At 40.9% G+C, this 19147-nt stretch carries 20 protein-coding genes; 13 read left to right on the top strand and 7 right to left on the bottom strand.

Features of this window, described 5'->3' with window-relative positions; translation table 11 throughout:
* Together H5232_RS19115 and fabR are read right to left on the bottom strand one after the other, a co-directional pair.
* Positions 1-1133, bottom strand: a 1133-nt coding sequence (locus H5232_RS19115) for a hypothetical protein (protein WP_259400159.1), incomplete at its 3' end; no start/stop codon positions are given.
* A gap of 122 nt (positions 1134-1255) precedes the next feature.
* Positions 1256-1879: an HTH-type transcriptional repressor FabR gene (gene fabR / locus H5232_RS19110; protein WP_182719645.1), complete on the bottom strand. Its 624-nt coding sequence runs from the start codon at positions 1877-1879 to the stop codon at positions 1256-1258.
* A gap of 126 nt (positions 1880-2005) precedes the next feature.
* Between fabR and H5232_RS19105 the strand changes: the two genes are divergently transcribed.
* Both H5232_RS19105 and sthA read left to right on the top strand, forming a co-directional pair.
* Positions 2006-3139, top strand: a complete 1134-nt coding sequence (locus H5232_RS19105) for a fatty acid desaturase (RefSeq protein ID WP_182760444.1) — start codon at positions 2006-2008, stop codon at positions 3137-3139.
* A gap of 13 nt (positions 3140-3152) precedes the next feature.
* Entirely contained in the window at positions 3153-4580 is a 1428-nt protein-coding gene (gene sthA / locus H5232_RS19100) for a Si-specific NAD(P)(+) transhydrogenase (RefSeq protein ID WP_145242412.1), read from the top strand.
* An 85-nt stretch (positions 4581-4665) separates the two neighbouring features.
* On the opposite strand, the gene hemE is transcribed toward sthA, so the two are convergent.
* Complete coding sequence (hemE, locus tag H5232_RS19095) at positions 4666-5730, bottom strand: uroporphyrinogen decarboxylase (RefSeq protein ID WP_149980407.1); 1065 nt, start codon at positions 5728-5730, stop codon at positions 4666-4668.
* Between the two features lie 511 nt (positions 5731-6241).
* On the opposite strand from hemE, the gene rsd reads away from it, so the two are divergent.
* Entirely contained in the window at positions 6242-6709 is a 468-nt protein-coding gene (rsd, locus tag H5232_RS19090) for a sigma D regulator (protein ID WP_145242408.1), read from the top strand.
* A 177-nt stretch (positions 6710-6886) separates the two neighbouring features.
* A complete protein-coding gene (locus tag H5232_RS19085) occupies positions 6887-7936 on the top strand; it encodes an LD-carboxypeptidase (protein WP_182768265.1) in 1050 nt (349 codons plus the stop codon).
* A 56-nt stretch (positions 7937-7992) separates the two neighbouring features.
* Here H5232_RS19085 and fkpA read toward each other — a convergent pair whose 3' ends face one another.
* Positions 7993-8745, bottom strand: coding sequence for an FKBP-type peptidyl-prolyl cis-trans isomerase (gene fkpA, locus H5232_RS19080; RefSeq protein ID WP_145242404.1), 753 nt, complete (start codon positions 8743-8745; stop codon positions 7993-7995).
* A 202-nt stretch (positions 8746-8947) separates the two neighbouring features.
* On the opposite strand from fkpA, the gene H5232_RS19075 reads away from it, so the two are divergent.
* Both H5232_RS19075 and H5232_RS19070 read left to right on the top strand, forming a co-directional pair.
* Positions 8948-9946, top strand: coding sequence for a WD40 repeat domain-containing protein (locus H5232_RS19075; RefSeq protein ID WP_182719569.1), 999 nt, complete (start codon positions 8948-8950; stop codon positions 9944-9946).
* Positions 9933-10148, top strand: coding sequence for a SlyX family protein (locus H5232_RS19070; RefSeq protein ID WP_182719570.1), 216 nt, complete (start codon positions 9933-9935; stop codon positions 10146-10148). The genes H5232_RS19075 and H5232_RS19070 overlap by 14 nt, the downstream gene beginning before the upstream one ends.
* Before the next feature lie 13 nt (positions 10149-10161).
* Here H5232_RS19070 and H5232_RS19065 read toward each other — a convergent pair whose 3' ends face one another.
* A complete protein-coding gene (locus tag H5232_RS19065) occupies positions 10162-10365 on the bottom strand; it encodes a YheV family putative zinc ribbon protein (RefSeq protein ID WP_029216159.1) in 204 nt (67 codons plus the stop codon).
* A gap of 143 nt (positions 10366-10508) precedes the next feature.
* Between H5232_RS19065 and H5232_RS19060 the strand changes: the two genes are divergently transcribed.
* A complete protein-coding gene (locus H5232_RS19060) occupies positions 10509-12434 on the top strand; it encodes an ATP-binding cassette domain-containing protein (protein WP_182831338.1) in 1926 nt (641 codons plus the stop codon).
* A complete protein-coding gene (locus H5232_RS19055; protein ID WP_182831337.1) occupies positions 12418-12840 on the top strand; it encodes a TIGR02444 family protein in 423 nt (140 codons plus the stop codon). The genes H5232_RS19060 and H5232_RS19055 overlap by 17 nt, the downstream gene beginning before the upstream one ends.
* Positions 12841-13074: 234 nt before the next feature.
* On the opposite strand, the gene H5232_RS23950 is transcribed toward H5232_RS19055, so the two are convergent.
* Positions 13075-13446, bottom strand: a complete 372-nt coding sequence (locus H5232_RS23950) for a hypothetical protein (RefSeq protein ID WP_220496097.1) — start codon at positions 13444-13446, stop codon at positions 13075-13077.
* A 552-nt stretch (positions 13447-13998) separates the two neighbouring features.
* Between H5232_RS23950 and H5232_RS19050 the strand changes: the two genes are divergently transcribed.
* From H5232_RS19050 to H5232_RS19040, 3 genes are read left to right on the top strand one after another with little or no spacing between them, the layout of a single operon-like run.
* Entirely contained in the window at positions 13999-14979 is a 981-nt protein-coding gene (locus H5232_RS19050; protein ID WP_145242394.1) for a hydrolase, read from the top strand.
* A complete protein-coding gene (locus tag H5232_RS19045; RefSeq protein WP_145242392.1) occupies positions 14976-15221 on the top strand; it encodes a YheU family protein in 246 nt (81 codons plus the stop codon). Before H5232_RS19050 ends, H5232_RS19045 begins: the two co-directional genes overlap by 4 nt.
* A 59-nt stretch (positions 15222-15280) precedes the next feature.
* Positions 15281-16474 carry a dipeptidase gene (locus tag H5232_RS19040; RefSeq protein WP_182831336.1) on the top strand — a complete coding sequence of 398 codons (1194 nt, stop codon included), beginning with the start codon at positions 15281-15283 and terminating at the stop codon, positions 16472-16474.
* 32 nt (positions 16475-16506) lie between these two features.
* Here H5232_RS19040 and H5232_RS19035 read toward each other — a convergent pair whose 3' ends face one another.
* Positions 16507-17184: a hypothetical protein gene (locus tag H5232_RS19035; protein WP_182731703.1), complete on the bottom strand. Its 678-nt coding sequence runs from the start codon at positions 17182-17184 to the stop codon at positions 16507-16509.
* Positions 17185-17405: 221 nt separating this feature from the next.
* On the opposite strand from H5232_RS19035, the gene H5232_RS19030 reads away from it, so the two are divergent.
* Positions 17406-18311, top strand: coding sequence for a hypothetical protein (locus H5232_RS19030; RefSeq protein WP_145242386.1), 906 nt, complete (start codon positions 17406-17408; stop codon positions 18309-18311).
* Between the two features lie 123 nt (positions 18312-18434).
* Positions 18435-19147: alpha/beta fold hydrolase (locus tag H5232_RS19025; RefSeq protein ID WP_182831335.1), on the top strand; the 713-nt coding region annotated here is incomplete at its 3' end.

Raw genomic sequence — 19147 nt, 5'->3', positions numbered from 1 at the left:
AAGCTGACTTTGGCGTTTTCAAAATCAGGGCCTGATACGTTGGCGTAGCCGTTTTGATCGAGCTGTCCGGTGATAATATGGCCGTTACGTAAGCGAATTTTATAGCCCATGTTGGCTTGGGGCTCACCGGCTTCATCAAGTAGTTCAACTTCGTAGCTTAGTGTTGGCTGTTCAACGGTAAAGGTAGTGGTATCTACTGCGCCGCTGGCAGTGACAATAACGTTATAAAGTCCGGGCTTTACAGCAAAAAAATGCTGCCAAAATGAGACTTCGTCAGGGCGTTTTTTATCGAGTTGTAAGGTTACTTGCCCGCTGGTTGGCCCTTGCCATTTAATAACCACGCTGCGACTGTTGCTGCTTGAGCCTTCAATATTGAGCTTCCAGCCATCGGGCACGCGTAAGCTAGTGCCGGGTTTGGCTGGTTTGCGATTACTAAAGCCTAGATTGTAGTCGTAAATCAAATTGGCATTTTTATAGCCGGTATATTGCTCGGCGAGCTGCTCTACGGTTTCGCTTGCTTGTAAAAGATGGTTTGAAAAATTTTGCCTAACTTGATGCGACGCTTTTAGCAATACAGTACTTTGCAAAATAGGCTTATATATACATACTGCGGGTAAGTGAACTTCAACAACTGTTGGCTTTAAAGCACGGCTATTTTTCTGCATTGATTGCGCAATATACTTTGCTTGGCCTTCTCCATACTGGCTATTGAGTAGCGCTGGATTTGCTAAGAAGTTTGCTTGGTTGGAGCCACTTAAAAAATGCTCCGAAGCCGAATAATCAGGTGCGGCATTAGCTCCACCGGATGACGAAAACTTAGTGGTACTCACAGGATCTTTTGGATAAACAGCTAAGCCTTGCGCGGTATTTTTATAGGTGTTGTAGCTGACTTTTCGCCATGTTTTTTCATTTGCCCAAAATTGGCTGCGGGGATCATCACGTAGCCGTGCGGCTTGGCGTTTATCAATTACACCATACTGATTATCTTGAATAAGCCGTTGTAGTTTTTTCGGTAATAAAAAGAATTCAGCTCGCCTGACGTACGCAAACGTTACAACAGGTTCGGTTGCTTCATCTTTTATTTCATCAAAAATATGGGCGTGTTGAAAGTTCACCGCGTCCTTGGTGAGCATGTGCATCCTCGCTTTCTCTAATGCAGAGATTTAATTTTTTAAGTATAAACTTTAGCTTGCAATAATAAAGAAGTAGGAACAAAAAATCTACAAGCATTTATGCTGATTATTCACTTGTGTTATTATTCACTTGTGTTTTTATTCTCTCGCACATAATTACTAGCGCCACGAGTAATGTAGCGTAATTGCCAAATTAAACGCTCGACTAACTCTTCTCGTTGTTGCCCTTCTATGTCTAATGCTTCAGCACCGGCATTAAATACTAGCGTGACCATAGCCTCTGCTTGAATATACGCATGAGTTGCATCGCACGGGGTTTCGCTTTCAAGATAATGAGCAAGCTCTAAAATAAAGTGTTTAATTTCACGGGCTACAGCGGCACGAAATGCTTTAGAGGTGCCGGAGCGTTCACGCAGTAATAATCTGAATTGATTACTGGAGTTATCAATAAACTCCATAAAAGTAACAATCGAGGTGGTGATAATGCTGCCGCCACTGGCTATACGGCGGCGCGCTTGGCGCATTAGTTGGCGCAGCGTTAAACCGGCTTCATCGACCATAGTTAAACCCAGTTCATTCATGTCTTTAAAGTGGCGGTAAAATGAGGTTGGTGCTATACCTGCTTCACGGGCAACTTCACGTAAACTTAAATTAGAAAAGCTATGATCGGCGCTTAATTGGTTAAATGCCGCTTCAATTAAAGCTTGTCGTGTTTTTTGTTTCTGTTGCGCGCGAACACCCGACATGAACTACTCCTGATTTAATTTAAATCAATTTATGGTGATTTTTATCTTAATTCTCCAGTCTAATACTTGACGGCAAGAGAATGAAATATTATTTTAGCTTACAAGTGTACGCTCAGATTTGAAAAGATGAAAAAACCACCGATTATTTGGACCAATGTCCTATTTTTTAGTATTACTTTTTTGGCTGCTGCCACATTAGTGCCTTGGTATGGGTTTACCCATGGCTTTACCAGTAGTCATTGGATCGCATTTGTTGCTTGTATGTTTTATGCTGGTATGTCAATTACCGCAGGCTACCATCGCTTATGGGCCCATAAAACTTACGACGCTCATCCTGTTGTAGAAGCCTTTTTTGCTTTAGGTGGTGCTTTTGCACTACAAAATAGTGCGCTGCACTGGAGCAGCGATCACCGCGTTCATCATGGCCAAGTTGATGACCCTATAAAAGACCCTTATGCAGCAACTAATGGCTTTTGGTATAGCCACATAGGTTGGATGTTACGCGATTACCAAGGCGACAGTTATGGTGATTATAGTAATTGTCGTGATTTACAACGCAATAAAATAGTGATGTGGCAACACCGTCATTATATGAAATTAGTATTAGCAACTAATATTGGTATCCCTGCCCTGCTGGGTTTAATAATTGGTGATGTAATTGGCATGCTGTTGTTAGCTGGATTGTTGCGTTTGGTATTGAGCCAGCATTTCACCTTTTTTATTAATTCGGTGGCACATATCTGGGGCTCTCGACCTTACACCGAAAAAAACACTGCTCGTGATAACGGGGTACTAGCCTTGTTTACTTATGGCGAGGGTTACCATAACTTTCATCATATTTTTGCCAGTGATTATCGCAATGGCATAAAATGGTTTCATTATGATCCCACAAAATGGATGATCCGCGCTTTTGCGGCTGTTGGACTTGCTAAAAAATTAAAACGTACGCCGGTTGAGCGCATCGAAAAAGCCAAAGCCGAAACGTTAATGAATAGAACGCAAAACCGTTTAGCGAAATTGCCTTTAGCGCAAGATAAGCTTACATTATTGCAGCAAGAGTACGATTTATTGCTGAAAAAGCTACAACACTTTTGCGCACTAAAAAAGCAAGTTTTAGAAGTTAAAAAGAATAACATGCTGCAACAATGCGAAAAATCAGCTTTAATGACACAATATCATGAGTTGGAAGCAGCCTGGGAAAATCAAAAGCAGGCGTGGCTTGCACTCAATGCGAGGTTATTAAAAGCCTCTTTTAGTTAATGTAGGAGTGGCTGTGGCCAAACAACAAGTAAAGCAAGAACAACCATCATTTCAATATGATGCAATTATTATAGGCACAGGTCCTGGCGGTGAAGGTACCGCCATGAACCTGTCTAAAAGCAACAAAAAAGTGGCCGTTATCGAACGCCAAGCTGCCGTTGGTGGTGGTTGCGTACATTGGGGTACTATCCCTTCAAAAGCACTACGTCACTCTGTTAGCCGCTACATAGAATACAAAGCAAACCCATTGTTTAATGTGGGTGAGCGCCCTAGTAGGTTAACGTTTCCTGATATTTTGCGCCACGCCAGCTCGGTTATTTCTAAGCAATCAAATTTACGCAGTAGCTTTTACGATCGTAATCGCATTCATATGTTTCAAGGTGATGCTAGCTTTGTTGATAAGCACACAATTGAAATTAAACGTCTTGATGGGTCAACCGAACGACTAACTGCTAAAACCATTGTTATTGCTACAGGTTCTCGCCCTTATCGCCCACCTGAAGTCGACTTTACCCATTCTCGTATTTACGACAGCGATACTATTTTAGGCCTAGAGCATGACCCTCATCGTGTGCTTATTTACGGCGCTGGTGTCATTGGTTGTGAGTATGCGTCTATTTTTAAAGGTTTAGGTGCAAAAGTCGATTTAGTTAATACTCGCGACCGCTTACTCGCCTTTATGGATGCTGAAATCTCAGATGCTTTAAGCTATCACTTTTGGAATAGCGGCATTGTGATCCGCCATAACGAAGAGTTTGACCGCATTGAAACCCGTGATGATTGCGTTGTTATGCATTTAAAATCAGGAAAACGCGTTAAAGCTGACTGTATTTTATTTGCCAATGGTCGCACCGGCAACACTGACGGACTTAACCTTGAAGCGGTTGGCTTAAAAGCTGATGGCCGCGGGCAGTTAAAAGTTAATGAAACTTACCAAACCGAGGTCGATAACATTTATGCCGTTGGTGATGTCATTGGCTACCCAAGTCTTGCTAGTGCAGCGTTTGATCAGGGTCGAATTGCTGCCGATGCAATTGCCTGTGGTAATTGCGATGAAAAACTAATTATTGATATTCCGGCAGGTATTTATACCATCCCTGAAATGAGCTCAGTAGGTAAAACAGAGCAGCAGTTAACCGCCGCGAAAATCCCTTATGAAGTCGGCAGAGCTCAATTTAAACATTTAGCGCGAGCACAGATTGCTGGTACCGAAGTGGGTAGTTTAAAAATATTATTCCACACTGAAACCAAAGAAGTACTGGGTGTGCATTGTTTTGGCGAGCGTGCCTCTGAAATCGTGCACATTGGCCAAGCCATTATGGAACAAAAAAATGGCGGCAATAATATTGATTACTTTGTAAATACCACCTTTAACTACCCAACTATGGCTGAAGCCTATCGTGTTGCGGCGTTAAATGGTTTGAATCGACTGTTTAAATAAACACGTTGAGACAGCTAATAAAAAGCCCGCTTACTGATAAGCGGGCTTTTTTGATTATAAATGACAGTGTTTGTTACAGCTGCAGTTACTTATGATATTGCGCACTAAACTCATGTACGGCATTAATAAATACACCCGCGTTTTCAGGATCAACATCAGGCGTAATACCATGGCCTAAGTTAAATACATGACCTTCACCTGTGCCAAAATCTTCAAGGATAGTCGCTACTTCTTGGCGAATACGATCTGGTGTGCCATGTAACATTGATGGATCCATATTACCTTGCAGAGCTACTTTGTCGCCGACACGGCGCTTAGCATCGCTAATATTAATTGTCCAATCGAGACCAATTGCATCACAACCCGTTGCTGCTATCGCTTCAATCCATTGACCGCCATTTTTAGTAAATAACGTAACGGGCACTTTGCGGCCATCGTATTCACGAATTAAACCATCAACGATTTTGTGCATGTACTGCAATGAGAACTCTTTATAATCACGCGGGCTCAATACACCGCCCCATGAGTCAAACACCATTAGAGACTGCGCACCGGCTTTAATTTGTGCATTTAAATAATCGATCACTGAATCAGCAAGCTTATCAAGTAACAAATGCAGTGTTTTTGGCTCAGCAAACGCCATTTTTTTGATTTTACCAAAGGTCTTGCTGCTCCCGCCTTCAACCATATAAGTAGCAAGTGTCCAAGGTGAACCCGAGAAACCAATTAGCGGTACTTCGCCTTTTAGTTCACGACGGATCGTGCTTACGGCATTCATAACATAACCAAGCTCATCTGTTGGATCGAGCTTTGGAATTTTTTGTACATCAGCAAGTGATGAAATTGGACGCTCAAATTTAGGACCTTCACCGGTTTCAAAATACAAACCTAAGCCCATCGCATCTGGAATCGTTAAAATATCACTAAATAAAATAGCGGCATCTAATGGGTAACGACGCAGCGGCTGTAATGTTACTTCACAAGCGAGCTCAGCATTTTTACACAGGCTCATAAAATCGCCCGCTTGTGCACGAGTTGCGCGGTATTCTGGTAAGTAACGCCCTGCTTGGCGCATCATCCATACCGGAGTCACATCAACTGGCTGTTTTTGTAGTGCACGTAAATAACGGTCGTTTTTTAATTCGCTCATAGCGTAAAGGATCCTAAAGCTGATAGATATTGCGCAGATTGTATCACCATATCGCACACCTCTCTATCGCTATGGCACTAATTAACCTTAGTATTGATACAGATTAATAATCTATTTTAAGATGCTTGCTTGGTACAAAATTAATACAACAAACAATAACATTTGAAATTTTTTATTAATATGTTTGCAACATAGTAAAAACCTTGGTATAACTTGTCCCGCGTTAACAATAAAAACAATAAAAACAATAAAAATTACATAACAATAAAAATAAAAATCTTCTAATAACAATAAGAAAGCTTGTTTAAACAAGTCATGGAAAAAGAAATTAACCACCTTTATGGTGGTTTTTTCTTGCCTGAAACAATATAAACGATTTGTATTTTATTAAAAAAACTGTTTATATATCATATAGTTCTTGTTTTATTACAAAATTATAAAAAAAATGTGTTGATCTTTGCGGCATATTTCATTGTTATAGAAGAAACCAACCCAGCTAAGGAGAATGATAATGCTGACGCGTTTGGAAAAAGCTCAACAAAAATGGGGTGGTAGCCACACCGTGATCGACAAATGGCTCTCAGAACGCCAAGAACTATTAGTTTTATATTGTCGTATTGCTGGCTTTTCACCGTATGATAAAAAAGACCATGCCTTACCTGACCAATTACAGATCCAAAATTTTTGCCAACTATTGATGGATTATTTATCTGCTGGTCACTTTGAAGTGTATGACGACATTGCCAAGGCATGTGAGCAAAAAGGCCCTAACAGCCAGCAGCTTGCCAATGAACTTTATCCAAGAATTTCGCAAACTACTGACATTGCACTTGATTTTAATGACAAATATGCAGAGGTGGATAAAGAAGATTTACTCAATGATTTTGATGACGACTTATCAAAACTTGGTGAAACACTTGAGCTGCGTTTTGAGTTAGAAGATGAGTTGATTGATAATTTATATTCTAATCACACCTAGATAATACACACAATTATTACGTTACAAGGAGCTAAGCTCCTTGTTTGCTGTTTACTTTAGGTCTTTTCTTTGCCCATCTATAAATTTAATATTCCCATAACACCCCATGAAATTGAAATTTATATTTCAATGATGTAATTATAGCCTTATTGTGCATTAAAACTACACAGGCTCGCCATGAATAAACGTACATTTTTGAAATCTGTATCACTCCTCAGTGCAGGGTTACTCGCAGGCAATAGCGCTCAAGCAGCTAACCTATCAAGTCAAACTGCACTAAGTTTAAAAAAGCCGAACGCCTTACCAAGCAGAGGCACAATTGGTGTAGCTAGCCCATCAGCAGCAACAGCAAATCAAAAAGACATTATTTTAGCTAAGCAAGTAATTGAAGCGCTTGGTTATAATGCTAAGTTAGCACCTAATATTATGGCTAGACGTGGCCACCTTGCGGGCACTGATACACAACGTGCAGACGATCTTAATGCGCTGTTTAACGACAGCAGTGTTGATGCTATTTTTTGCTTACGAGGTGGCTCTGGGGCGGCACGTATTTTACCCCTACTGGATTATGCAATGATCCGTGCTAACGCCAAACCGCTGATGGGCTACTCAGATATCACCGCACTTCATAACGCGTTACTAGCTAAAGCCGGTATTGTTAGTTTTCATGGACCTAACGCCTCTAGTGATTGGAATCCATTTTATGTTAAACAATTTAAACAAATGTTTGAGCAACAAACCCGCATGCACTTTAGCAACTTGCCAAAAGCCGAGGATGAATTGGTTAATAGCCAATACCTCACCCAAACCATCACACCAGGTAAAGCGACTGGACAACTTATCGGCGGTAATTTAACTGTACTAACAGCGCTGGCTGGCTCAACTTATTTACCACAATTTAACGGGGCTATTTTATTTTTAGAAGACATTGATGAAGCACCTTATCGGATTGACCGCATGCTCAGCACTTTAAAACTAATGGGTGCACTGGACAAAATAGCGGGGTTTGTATTTGGTGACTGTAACGATTGCAGCCCGGGAAATGGCTATGGCTCATTGACGCTAGATGAAATTTTTGCAGATTATATAAAACCGCTGGCTATCCCTGCCTACCGAGGGGCGATGATTGGCCATATAAAACGACAGTTCATATTACCGGTCGGTACGCAAATCGAACTCAATGCTGATACAGGTACGTTGACTATGAAAGAAACCGCCTTCAGCTAAGATTTTAGCAACAAAAAAAGGGGCTAATTAGCCCCCTTCTCGCACAGAATAAATAATTACTCTGCAGCTGCTGCTTGCTCTTCATTTTGAATTTCAAGTAATTCAACTTCAAAAACAAGTGTTGAGTTAGCTGGGATCTTACCTAAGTCACGATCGCCGTATGCTAGTTCTGCTGGAATAGTAAACTTATACTTAGAACCTACAGGCATAAGTTGTAAACCTTCAGTCCAACCAGCGATTACGCGGTTAAGTGGGAAAGTCGTTGGTTCGTTACGAGCATACGAACTATCAAATTCAGTACCGTCAAGTAGTGTGCCTTTGTAGTGTACTTTAACTACGTCAGTTGCTACTGGCATTTCACCATCACCTTGAGTGATCACTTCGTACTGTAGGCCTGATTCAGTTACTGTTACGCCTTCTTTCTTAGCGTTATCAGCTAGGTATTTTTCACCTTCAGCTTGGCTTTTTTCAGCTTCTACTTTGGCATGTTGCTCTTGCTTAGTACGTACTGACGTATCAAGTGCCGTTAATACTTCACGAATTTTCTCTTCGTCAATTTTTGCGTCGCCAGCAAGGGCATCTTCAAAACCACGAATTAATAGTGCTTGGTCAAGCTCAATGCCTAACTCTTTTTTATCAGCTAAATCTTTATTTAAGAAGTTACCAACAGATGCACCAATACCGTATGCTTGTTGTTGTACTTCAGTTTCAAGTTTAACAGGTGCTTGTTCTTGTTTTGCTTCTTGATTACAAGCTGTTAGCGCTAAAACTGACGCTGCAATCAATGACAATTTAATCGTCTTTTTCATTTTAAATCTCCGACACACTTTGCAGATGTCATTTATTGTATTATTACTAGTTAAAGGTTAACGGCCCATGGTAGGCTACTTATCTAATTTCTGATTGTAGGCTATACGCTCACTTTCACGTTAATTAGATAAACAACCTAGGCCTTCACGAGCCCTAGTCTAACCTCTCAATCACTAAGAGTTAAGGGGAAATAGCTGTAATATGTCGATATTTCGTACTTTTTTGTATCTTCTGTGCTGCACCTTGCTGATTGCCTGCTCAGAACAAAAAGACCAAGCCACTGCAAGCTATGAGCATGCAGCCAGAGGCGCGTTCGCCTCCGCAATATCTCATGATGGCAAATACAGCCTGATCTCATCTATACACCATGGGGTCGCCCTATGGGATAATCAACAGCAAGTACTAAAATACCAATGGTTTCAGCAACAAGACGCCGATAGCCTAGTACATACCGTGGCTATCGCTTATGACAACAGCCACGCTGTTACCGCTGAAAAAACCACTTTTGCAGTATGGGATATTGCCACTGGCAAAAATACCGGCTACTACAAAATAAAAACCGCCACTATTCGTGATATCGCCATTAGTAACCAAGGCCGCAGTGTTTTGTACGGTCGTAGCGATGGCGTTGTTGTTTACCTCGACTTAGAGACCGGTAGACGCATTGAGTTCCTTGGTCACCAAGAAAAAATTAACGCAGTTGCTTTATCGCCCAACGGAAATTTTGCTCTCAGTGGCTCCAACGATTATGCGGCGTACTTTTGGGATACTCGTACCGGACAAGTGATCCATCGCTTTAACCATCCAAGTCGTGTCACCCAAGTGACCTTAGATCCGCAAGGTCGCTATGCATTTACCGCCGACAGTATGACACAAGCACATGTATGGCAGCTGACAACAGGTGATCTTGTTAGTAAACTGCAGTATATTGCCCGCCAGAGAATTTTTACTGCGGTACGCTTTAATGAAGCAGGCACCTTGCTGGCAACAGGCTCACCTAACCGCTTAGTGGACCTATGGCAATTATCCAGTGGTGAACAAATTCAAAGTTGGCATGTAACACCGCGAGAAGGCAGTAGACCAAAATCAGCAGTGGTACTTGATGTCGCTTTTACTGACAACGATACTGCGTTGTTAACCGAAAGCTCCAGTGGGATCGCTGAGCGCTTTACTAGACGAGAAAAAAATGAACACAATTGAACATCGCTTAACAGAACTTGAAGCCAAAGTGGCTTTTCAAGACGAAACGATTGAAATTTTAAATGATGAAATAAAAGTTCACCAGCAGCTGTTGGCAAAAATGAAGCGCCAAACAGAGCTACTGGCTGAAAAAATTAAAGAGTCGCAAGCATCATCTATGATGATGTCAGACACGCCAGAACCTCCGCCGCCACACTATTGATGGTTGCGGGCGCTTAATCGCCCGGTTTAAACACGCCAATGACTTGTTCAAATTGGCGTGTTGATGCCTGAACAGCCTGCTCTGGCTGTGCCATTTTATGGCCGCACTGCATGCATTCGACTTTCTCTACATCGTGCTCTTTGTAAAGCATCATCATATCCATGGTTTTACACTCTGGACAGGTTGCCCCAGCAATAAATCGTTTTTTCTGTTTCACTACGTTTTCCCACAGTTTGAAAAGAAACTTGCTACATTTTAACCCAATAACTACCCAGTTGATACGCTGACGATTGAAATATAGTCCAGCTTCCGTGCTATGATAGCGCCAAGTTCACAAAGGCACAGTAAAGCGCAGACTACATGATCCAGATCTCAGAAATTGAATTACTTCGCGGCGGTAAAGCACTCCTTAAAGATGCCTCAGCTACATTATTTCCAGAACACAAAGTTGGCCTAGTTGGCGCCAATGGCTGCGGTAAATCAACACTCTTTAGTTTATTGAAATCTGAACTACAGCTTGATGCAGGTAATTGCAGTATCCCTAAAGACTGGTCTATCGCCTCGGTAAAACAAGAAACGCCAGCGCTAGATATCAGCGCAATTGATTATGTATTACAAGGTCATCCTGAGTATTACGCCATGCGTATTGCGCTGCGCAAAGCCGAACAAAATGATGATGGCGATACCCAAGCCAAAGTGCACATACAACTTGAGCACATTAAAGGCTATAGCATAGAAGCCAAAGCCGGCGAGTTACTTCACGGGTTAGGGTTTGCAAATAACCAAATTGAAAACCCCGTTAGTGATTTTTCCGGTGGTTGGCGAATGCGCTTAAACCTTGCCCAAGCGCTGATCCGTGATGCCGACTTGCTGCTACTGGATGAGCCAACTAACCACTTGGATTTAGATGCGGTGTACTGGCTGGAGCGTTTTTTACGCGCTTACACCGGTACTTTAGTGTTGATATCGCATGACCGTGAATTCCTCGATGCTGTAGTTGACCAAATTTGGCATATCGACAAGCAAAAGATCAATGTTTACAAAGGCAACTACTCGCAATTTGAACGTCAAAAAGCAGAGCGTTTATTACAACAACAAGCGATGTTTGAAAAACAACAAGATCAAATTGCCCACCTTGAGCAATTTATTACCCGCTTTAAAGCCAAAGCCAGTAAAGCCAAACAAGCACAAAGCCGCGTTAAAGCGCTTGAACGTATGGAAAAGCTCGCACCAGCTCATGCTGACTCGCCCTTTGACTTTGAGTTTGCAGAGCCTACCGCACTACCAAACCCATTGATGACACTCGATAAAGCTCAAGCCGGCTATGGTGATGTCACAATCTTAAATAGTATTAAACTTAACTTAGTCCCTGGTAGCCGCATTGCCCTACTTGGCCGTAACGGCGCAGGTAAATCAACCTTAATAAAATTATTGTCTGGCGACTTACAACCGCAAGCAGGCGAAGTATTCCAACATCAGGGCTTAAACATAGGTTACTTTGCTCAGCATCAATTGGAATCGCTAGATTTAAAAGCCAGCGCGATTACCCATTTGCAGCGTTTAAATCCTAAAGCCACCGAGCAATCACTGCGTGACTTTTTAGGTGGTTTTGCCTTTATTGGTGATAAAGCCCTTGAGCCCGTAGCACCGTTTTCAGGGGGGGAAAAAGCCCGATTAGTACTCGCAATGTTGGTCTATCAAAAACCAAACTTATTACTGCTCGATGAGCCAACCAACCACCTTGATTTAGAAATGCGTCATGCTTTAGTAATGGCGTTGCAAGGGTTTGAAGGCGCGATGGTTACCGTTTCCCATGACCGTCACATGCTAAAAAATACCGCCGATGAATATTACTTAGTGGATAACGGTGAAGTAACCCAGTTTGGCTACGACTTAGACGAATACTATCAATGGCTACTTAACGCTAATAAAGAAGCGGCAAAAACCACTCAAGATGACAATGAACCAAAAGCAAACTCAAGCGTTAACCGTAAAGAGCAAAAACGCCTAGAAGCAGAATTTAGAAAAGCCACACAACCACTTAAAAAGCACATCGAAAAGCTTGAAAAGCAACTTGATAAACACTCTGCCGAATTAGCTGAAATCGAACAAGCACTTGGCGATAACGAGCTTTATAACGATGACAACAAAGCAAAACTCAAAGAATTACTAGCTAAACAAGCGACATTAACACCGAAAGTAAATGACATCGAAGAGGAGCTATTAATGGCCCTTGAAGAGATGGAAGAAAAAGAACAAGCGTTTGCCAATGAACTTGCTCAATAGCAAAGATTTTTGGCAATTTGCATGTCGCCTTTACAGTGAAGGTGACATGCAAGCACGCCTATTAGATTACCAAAACCAGCAAGGTAAAAACGTTAATCTGTGCCTGCTACTGTATTATTTAGACTCTATCAATCTAGTAATTAGCCAAACTCAGTTAAACAAACTTGAGCAATGTATTCGTGAATTTGATCAGCAGGTATTACAACCGCTGCGTGCCGCCCGCGGCTATTTAAAAACCAACCACACCGAGATTGCAGATTATGCTGCAATTCGTAAAGACCTACTCAGCGCCGAGTTAAAGCTAGAAAAACAACAGCAAGAGATGTTGATAGATGCGGTAAATAAATTTAGATTAGCTACGCATCCGGAGCCGAATAATATTAGGTTGTATTTGCTTAAGCTGTAAGCAGCTCGGTGCGAACTAGTGTTTGAGGTATAGTTAGGGCAATCATGGCTAAAACCATTGCCGACGGATATTCATACCTGTAGGAGCCAGCTTTAGCTGCGAATATATTTTTATCTGTCTCACTGTCTTTTTTTGTACAAAATTTTAAAGTAATTTATCCACAATGAGGGTTTCGAGGCGCTACGCTTTAAAGAAAAGCCAGTAAAATATACTAGCGCTTGTGTAGGTCGTGCTTTAGCGCTTGAATTCGGCGGCTGTAGGCTTGTTGTTATTTTTGGTTCTCAACCTGATACCTATTAATGTTCCTATAACTGTACTTAAAAGTAAAATAGGTAGCTCAAAAGCTAAAGTTGGCGGGATAAACAACTCTTGCAAAATAAACGAAGTGATCGCAGTGCTAAATAAAAACCCCAACACATAAACTGCACATGCATATTGCCAATTATGGCTTGAACTTCTGTAAGCCATAACCCCATACATAAACATGGATAAGAAAGCTGAGGGGATTAACTGGATTACGAAAAAGTCTTCAAAGGTTAGTCTCGCAACCATATTGATAACTTGTGATGTTAAGAAACCTAAAATTACATAAAAAAATGCCATCACTAAAGTGTATTTAACTATCCGCGTAACCCTCAAGATCTCCCCCTGTATTACAGTTTTTATAACCAATACAGTTTAAAATAAAAATGCAAAGACTGGTAGCTTTCCAGTTTTTTCATTAATAATGACCCGCAAACTCCCTAGAGCTTTGCCACTTTAACCTTTCTCCTTGCAAACTCGCTAACTGATTTGATCCAAATCAACTTCTGTATCACTACTAATCAACTTAGGAAAATAGCTTGATCTGGATCATAACAACCTAGTCAAACTGTCTCTATCATTAATCCATAGACATTAGGAGGCATTTATGGACGTATTCTTCAGAGACTTTTTTAGTGACCCAGTACTATTTTTATCATTTGGTTTTCTGGGAGTAGTGATCAGTTTATGCCTTTTCTTTGTGTACTTTTTTATCAAAAAAGTACATGACGACAAAACACCCAATCAGAATTAAGCACGACGCACAAAGCCCCTATCAAGTTATTTGATTAGGGGCTTTTTATTATTAAAAGTTTGTTACACTAGCGATTCTATTAGCTAAACATGTTTTAACTTATGTCTACAGATTTCAAGCCAGCTTGGTGGATGACTAATCGCCATGTGCAAACCATTATGCCACGGTTTTTTCGGCCTTTTCATAATACTCGCTACCAATTAGAGCAGCTTGATACTCCCGACGGCGATTTTTTAGAGCTCGCTTGGTCACAACCCAAAAACGATAACGCGCCGCTGGCAATTGTATTGCATGGCCTGGAAGGTAATATCAATAGCTTTTATGCAAAAGGCATGATGAAAGCCCTCAAAAAGCAGGGGTTTAGTGTTGTTTTAATGCATTTTCGTAACTGTTCTACTGAAGTTAACCGCCTACCCCGTGCATATCATAGTGGCGAAACCGGCGATCTCGATTTTTTTATAAAACAACTTAAGCAGCAGTTTCCAGATCGCTTGATGGTTGCAGTTGGCTTTTCACTCGGCGGTAACGTACTGGCCAAATACTTAGGTGAACAAGGCGAACAATGTTTACTTGATGGCGCGGCGGTTGTTTCAGCTCCTTATGATTTGTCGCCATCATGCCAAGTTATTCGTAAAAGTTTGGCTAAGATTTATCAAAAGTATTTACTCGATCGCATGAAAAAATCGATGCAGCGTAAATTACCGCAAATCACAAAACAGATTGATTTAACACCAGATCAGCTAATGGAAATTGATGATTTATGGCAGTTTGACGATAAACTGACAGCTCCTTTACATGGTTTTATTGGTGCTGAAGATTACTATCAACAAGCCAGCGCTAAGCCTTATTTAAAACACATTACAACACCCACATTAATTGTTCATGCGAAAGACGACCCAATGCTGTCAATTAAAGCTGTACCCAGTAGGCAAGATGTTAGTGAGCATGTTACGCTGCAAGTCTCAGAAAAAGGCGGCCATGTTGGCTTTATAAGTGGAAAAAATCCATTTAAACCGATTTATTGGTTAGAGCATGTAGTGCCAGATTTCTTCACCCAAATCGTCAAAAAAGAGCAGCTATGATCATTCCCCATGAGCAACTAGATAAAGACACTCTATACAATTTAATTGAAAGTTATGTGCTACGTGAAGGCACCGATTACGGTGAGCAAGAATTCAGTATTGAAAGTAAAGTGGCGCAAGTAAAACAACAACTACAAAATGGCGATGCCATGGTGTTTTTTTCAGAACTGCACGAATCAGTTACTATTATTTCTAAAGGTGAATTTAAAGCACTGCAAAGTGAAACACAATTTAACGAGTAAACTTGTAACCCTAGTTGTAAAAATAGACAATGGCTTTTTTACTAAAAGAGCCATTAAAAATGATAAAACTAAGCTCAGTAGTTATTGCCGTTGCACTTGCTTTATCAAGCCAAGTGCAAGGTGCAGACATTAGCGCATCAGCTAAAGCAATTAAACTCACCAAAGACACTATTTTAATCGATACTCATATCGATGTGCCGTACCGTATTCATGCTAAATGGGCTGATGTTACTAAAGCCACTGATGACGGTGATTTTGACTACCCACGCGCAGTTAAAGGTGGCTTAAATGCGCCATTTATGTCGATTTATATTCCTGCGCATTTGGAGTTTGAAGGGAAAGGTAAAAGCTTTCAGCTAGCAAATCAACTCATTGATAGTATGGAAGCAATTGCCCAGCGCGCTCCTGACAAATTTGCTATTGCCGATTCAACGAACGATATTAAAAAGCAGTTTAAACAAGGCAAAATGTCGATAGCAATGGGGATGGAAAACGGCTCACCAATTGAAGGTGACATGGCAAACCTACAGCGCTTTTTTGATCGTGGTGTACGCTATATCACCCTTGCTCATTCACAAAGCAACCATATTTCAGATTCATCTTATGATATTCGCCGTAAATGGAAAGGTCTAAGCCCATTTGGTAAAAAACTGGTTACTGAGATGAACAATATCGGCATGCTGATTGATGTTTCACATATTTCAGATGATGCGTTTTATCAAGTAATGGAGCTATCTAAAACACCGGTTATTGCCTCACACTCATCACTGCGCAAATATACGCCTGGTTTTGAGCGTAATATGGATGACGATATGCTACTAGCGCTGAAAAAGAACGGCGGGGTTATTCAAATAAACTTTGGTTCAAGCTTTGTAACCGCTAAAGCAGGTGATTGGGGCAAGCAGTTAAAGAGTAAAAAAGAGTCGGCAAAAAAAGAAGGCACTAAATTAAGTCAAGATTTTGATGCCGCGTATCGTGCTAAAAACCCGTATCCATTTGCGAGTCTTGAGCAAGTACTTGAGCATATCGATCACGTTGTTGAGCTAATTGGTATCGATTATGTTGGCATCGGCTCTGACTACGATGGTGTTGGCGATTCACTGCCAGTAGGCTTAAAAGATGTATCTAGCTACCCGAATCTAGTGCAAGGATTAATGGATCGTGGTTACAGTGACAAAGATATCAAAAAAATCCTCAGTGGCAATGTGCTGCGCGTATGGCAACAAGCCGAACAGTATGCAAAAAAACATTAATTGATAAATAATTAGGTCCTGAGGTTCAGGGCCTAATTACTCTTTGATGGCTGAAAAATCTCATTTATCAATTTCTCTTGAGACGTGGACCCTGCCATTTTAATCAACTCATACATCGCTCCTGTTGTCGCAAATGTGCTTTGTGTACAGCTAAACGCGTCAAACAAGTTGTACTGGTAATGCGTTGACTCAGCTAGTAAATCACCTGAAGACACATCATATACAAAAAACTCAGCATAGGTATGAAGCGCATTTTCATCTTTATAATAACCGTCTTTAGATCTATATTTAAACGCGCCACTGAAAATCAAAACCGTGTCTACATTTTGTTGATTATTAAACTCAATGTTGCTCCATCGCGAGACGCCTACATCAGTATTAATGATCGACATAGATTGCTTATTTAACGGCACTAATGTGGTATCAAAACCAGCAAAGCGCGCAATTATCCGCTGCGTTAGCAGCTCATTTAAATCCGTAGGGAGCGCATACAACTGCCGTTCATTGCTGAATACCGTAACCCCTGTATGCGTACAAAGTAAGTTATCACCAATCAGCGTAATCACACCAACTTTACCAAGCGGTTTGCGATTTTCTGCGATGCTGAGGGTTGCTTTTTTGACACTGTCTTTTTTAACCTTTTCTTGCTTTGTTGCGCACCCCGATAGGAGCAAAAACAACGCAATAAAAAACCACTTAAGTATATTCATATTTTTCTTTTCCGTGCTGTATACAACGACCAAACAACATGATGTTTGCAAAGAGAAGAGTCTCCTTGCTTAATTAAAAATAAAATTAATCTTCGTTATCAATCATACTTAGCGAATAAATTATAATACGCTGAAGCACACTTAACTTTCTACATCTTTTAACAGACTTATAGCCCCAAAAGCGGTAAATTACGCCTTTTCAAATATGGAGCCTCCACCACATGCCTATTAGTAAAGGATCAGTCGCAATAGCCCTTGCCTCAGCCGCACTTGTGGTCTCGTGTTACGGTACATTTTTCAAATCAGTGAGTTTACCTAACGACAAAAGTAGCACTGAACAGTCATCGATCATTGTTACTAATATGCCACTGAATAATGACAGCAACGAACTTTCAGTTACCCAATTGCATAACAAAATAATATCTTTACAGCGACAAGTTACCAGCCTAAAAATAAAAAATACTTCTATAGATCAAGAATATAATAACGATGACTTTAAGGAGTTGGTGCTTGCTGTACTGACGGAAAAAGAACAGCAAGAAATAGATGAAATGCGTGAAAGCAACCCACTTTACGGTTTTTATGCCGACTTACCACAAGACTATGAACTACGCATAAAGTCAGACTCTGACTATGCGAAAAAAATAACCACACAATTACGAGAGCAAATACTCGACCCAAATGCCACAGACATCGATAGACTCGCAGCCCTAACTCAACTACAAATGAATATGTATATTTTGAATAAATCAAAAATACCTGAGTATGACTTTGCGGTAGTCGATAATATTTTAGAGCTGGCCGCTAATAGTGATGATGAGAAATTCAAAATCCAAGCCATTGAAGTCATAACTCAAGCACCCGTACTCGATCAACGCCTGACTGAGCGCTTTACTTCACTACTGCAGCATGAGTCTAACGATTATATTCGCCGTTTAGCGGGGCAAGGCTTGATATCGCAATACTATCAATCGCAAAGCTCAGAAGATGGCAATAGCCAACAAATTGCCCAGCATATTTTATCACTTTACCAGCACACTAGTGATGATAATGTCCGCTCTGTACTTGATGAAATGATTGGCAATGAAAGCATGCTAGCAGAACTGCGAAAACATGCTGAAGGTTAAACGTATTAAAAAACGGCTCTCATTCTGATATAAAAAATTCATATTTCTACTCATGAAGGATTACTGAGTTTTAACTATACTGTTTTGCATAAGTCGCTAAATAAGCTATCGACATAACGCAATATGCGCACGATTAAAATTAAAAGTGGCATTACAATTAGCTATCAAGATAAAGGAAAGAAATCAGCGCCTGTCATCATTATGATTATGGGCCTTGGAGCGCAGCTAACAGTATGGCCTGATGAATTATATTTAGGCTTAGTAGCTAAAGGGTTTAGAGTCATTCGTTTTGATAACCGCGATACTGGTCTTTCAAGCCAACTTGAACAATTTGGTAGCCCTAACCTATTCAAAATATGGCTAAATAAACGGTTACCTATTAAATCCCGCATCCCATACACCTTAGATGATATGGCAAATGATGTATTAGAATTAATGGCCGAATTAAAAATCAAAAAAGCGCATTTAGTCGGTGCATCTATGGGCGGCATGATTGCGCAAATTATCGCAGCTAAATATAAAAAAAAGGTCTTGAGCTTAACCTCAATTATGTCAAGTTCGAGTAAACCTAAGCTATCGGCGTCTAATTTAAAGCTATTTTTACAGCTTACAAAACATCGTCGCGCCCAAGCCAGTCGTGATGGTGCTATTAATTACAACATTAAACTCAACCAGCTCATTGGTAGCCCTGCTTACCCACAAGATGAACAAACACTGCGTAAACAAGCCATTTTGGGCGTCGATCGTGCTTACAACCCGCGAGGTTTCAATCGTCAACTTGCTGCTATTGCAGCAAGTGATTGTAGGCAATACTTAATGGCAAAAATTAAAGCGCC

It is taken from the genome of Pseudoalteromonas sp. SG41-5 (assembly GCF_014164495.1).
In the GTDB taxonomy this organism is placed as follows: domain Bacteria; phylum Pseudomonadota; class Gammaproteobacteria; order Enterobacterales; family Alteromonadaceae; genus Pseudoalteromonas; species Pseudoalteromonas rhizosphaerae.
Note: the sequence above shows the minus strand (reverse complement) of the source record. Positions and strands in the feature narration are given on the sequence as shown.